The 2,581-nt window shown below is 73.1% G+C and carries 2 protein-coding genes and 1 pseudogene; all 3 read left to right on the forward strand.

All coding sequences use genetic code 11. The features are described from left to right. Window positions 1-280 precede the first annotated feature (280 nt). Complete coding sequence (locus tag ACVNF4_RS34770) at window positions 281-1,507, forward strand: sedoheptulose 7-phosphate cyclase (protein WP_461806849.1); 1,227 nt, start codon at window positions 281-283, stop codon at window positions 1,505-1,507. Continuing rightward, window positions 1,500-2,222 (forward strand): cupin domain-containing protein, encoded by a 723-nt coding sequence (locus ACVNF4_RS34775; protein WP_461806850.1) that lies wholly within the window; start codon window positions 1,500-1,502, stop codon window positions 2,220-2,222. The genes ACVNF4_RS34770 and ACVNF4_RS34775 overlap by 8 nt, the downstream gene beginning before the upstream one ends. A 75-nt stretch (window positions 2,223-2,297) precedes the next feature. Continuing rightward, window positions 2,298-2,581 (forward strand): annotated as a pseudogene (locus tag ACVNF4_RS34780) (hypothetical protein); the annotation flags it as partial.

Consider the following 2,581-nt stretch of genomic DNA (forward strand, 5'->3'; position numbering starts at 1 on the left):
GCAGGCGAGGGCGTCCACCGGTCCGGCTTCCCCGCCCCGCCCGCACGAGGCCGAGCCGCTCCACCCGGCCGCCTCGTGCGGAGCGTGGGCGCCACTGCACCGTCGGTGGCACATCACATACCACTGCGCCTCTGCGAGCGGGTGGAACCTCACACCCCACCGCCTCGCCCTCGGCTGGTGGAACCTCACACCCCACCGTCCCTCCTCCGCCCGGTGGAACCTCACACCTCACCACCTCACCGCCCCCTCCCCCGGCCGTCCGCACACCGAAGGACCCGCCATGCCCTTCCCGCCTCCCACCACCCACGGACTCACTACCACGGACGGCCCCGGCCCGGCCCGCAGCTGGACCGTCGCCACCGCGAAGCCCGTCACCTACCGGGTCCGCTTCGCCCCCGGCGTCCTGGACCCCCGCAACCCCGCCCTCGCCCTCGCCGGACTCCCGGACCACGAGGCCGACGGCACAGGCCCGGCCCGGCGGCGGCTGCTCGTCGTCGAGGAGCACGTGGACCTGCTGTACGGCGACGCGCTGCGCGCCTACTGCGAGGTGGCACATCACACGTCATACAGCATCCACGTCCTGCCGGCGCACGAGCGGCTGAAGACGATGGACTCGGTCTACTCGGTGGTCGACGCGATGGACCGGTTCGGTCTGGACCGGCGGCGCGAGCCGGTCGTGGCCGTCGGCGGCGGGGTGCTGCTGGACATCGTCGGTCTCGCGTGCAGCCTGTACCGGCGCAGCACCCCGTACGTCCGGGTGCCGACCACCCTCATCGGGCTGGTCGACGCCGGGGTCGGCGCGAAGACCGGCGTGAACTTCGGTGGCGGCAAGAACCGCCTCGGCACCTACCACCCGGCCGTCGAGACCCTCCTCGACCCGGCGTTCCTCGCGACGCTCGACGAGCGGCACATCGGCAACGGCCTCGCCGAGATCCTCAAGATCGCCCTGATCAAGGACCGTGACCTGTTCGACCTGTTGGAGAGCAGCGGCGAGCGGCTGCTCGCCGGCCGCTTCCAGACGGACGGCCCGCTGCGGACCACCGCGCACCACGTGCTGGCCCGCGCGGTCCACGGGATGCTCGAAGAACTCCACGACAACCTGTGGGAGCACCGGCTCGAACGGGTCGTCGACTACGGCCACACCTTCAGCCCGACGCTGGAGATGCGCGCCCTGCCCGCCCTGCTGCACGGCGAGGCGGTCAACCTCGACATGGCGTTGACCACCGTGATCGCCCGTGGACGGGGCCTCATGACGGACCGTCAGTGCACGCGCGTGCTCGACACGATGCGCGCCCTGCGGCTGCCGGTCCACCACCCCCTGCTGGAGCCGGAGTTGCTCCGCTCCGCCCTCGCGGACACCGTCCGCCACCGGGACGGCATGCAGCGCCTGCCGCTGCCGGTCGGGATCGGTGACGCGGTGTTCGTGAACGACCTGACGGATCGTGAGATCACCGGCGCGGCCGAGAAGTTGGCGCGCGCCGCGAAGGAGGTGCGCTCCCATGCGTGACGCACTCGTGGTGGCCGACGTGCACGCCCCCGCCGTGGTGCACGGCGTGCACGACTCGGACGGAATCTCCCGCTGGTCCTGCCTCGCCCGGCGGACCGGACTGTACGGCGGCTGGGAGGCCGTCGAGTGGGCCTGGCTGCCGCCCGGCGGGGTCAGCGGGGAGCATCTGCACTCCCGTACCGAGGAGTTGTACTTCCTGCTCCGCGGCCGGGGCGAGATCCACCTCGACGGCACGGCGCACCAGGTGCACGCCGGGGACGCCGTCCTCACCGGGATCGGTTCCCGGCACGCGCTGCACAACACCGGGCGACGGCCGCTGTCCTGGCTGGTGGTCGAGTTGCCCGCCGTCTTCCCCCGGCCCCGCCGGTCCTCGGAGGAGGAGCATTCCGTGAACAGCATCGTCGTACGCGATCTGCGCGCCCATGGTCCGCTGGACGCCCAGAGCGTCCTCACCGGGCCGCTGCGCACCATCCATGTCCAGGACCTTCCGCCGCACGCGGGCGTGGAGTTCGCGGCGCGCGGCACCGAGCACACCGTGTTCGTGCTGAGCGGCACGGGCACCGCCCGGACGGCCGACCGCGAGGTCCGGCTGGCCTCGGGAACCGCGCTGACCCTGCCGCTCGGCGGGGCGGTGCGGCTGTGGGCCGGGGACTCCGGCCTGGAGTTCTTCCACGCCGTCCTGGACGTCCCGCTGCCGGGCGAGAACCGGGTGTGACGCCGGAGCGGGGCCCGGTACTCCCTCCGACGCAGTACCACCCACCAATCCGCTTGCCACGAAAGGACGTTGACCGTGATTGTCCACGACGGACCGCTGAGCGCCGTCCTGTTCGGGCCGGGCGAGGAGCGGGCGACCGTTCGCTGCCTCGCCCGGCGCGGGATGCTCCACAGCGAGTGCGAGGCGTTCGACGAGGTCGAGCTCTCGCCCGGCACCTGCTGGGAGCCCGCCGGCTGCGACGGCACCGAGACCGTCTGGTACGTGCTGACCGGGACGGTCCACGCCGACCGGCGTCCCGTCCCGCTCACCGCGGGCGGCCTCGTCCTCGCCCCGCACGGCGGCGCCACCGCCCTCACCGC

This window comes from Streptomyces sp. S6, assembly GCF_054880855.1.

Coding starts and splice junctions, on each gene's coding strand:
- ACVNF4_RS34770 (WP_461806849.1), top strand. CDS start 281: ATGCCCTTCCCGCCTCCCACCACCCACGGACTCACTACCACGGACGGC.
- ACVNF4_RS34775 (WP_461806850.1), top strand. CDS start 1,500: ATGCGTGACGCACTCGTGGTGGCCGACGTGCACGCCCCCGCCGTGGTG.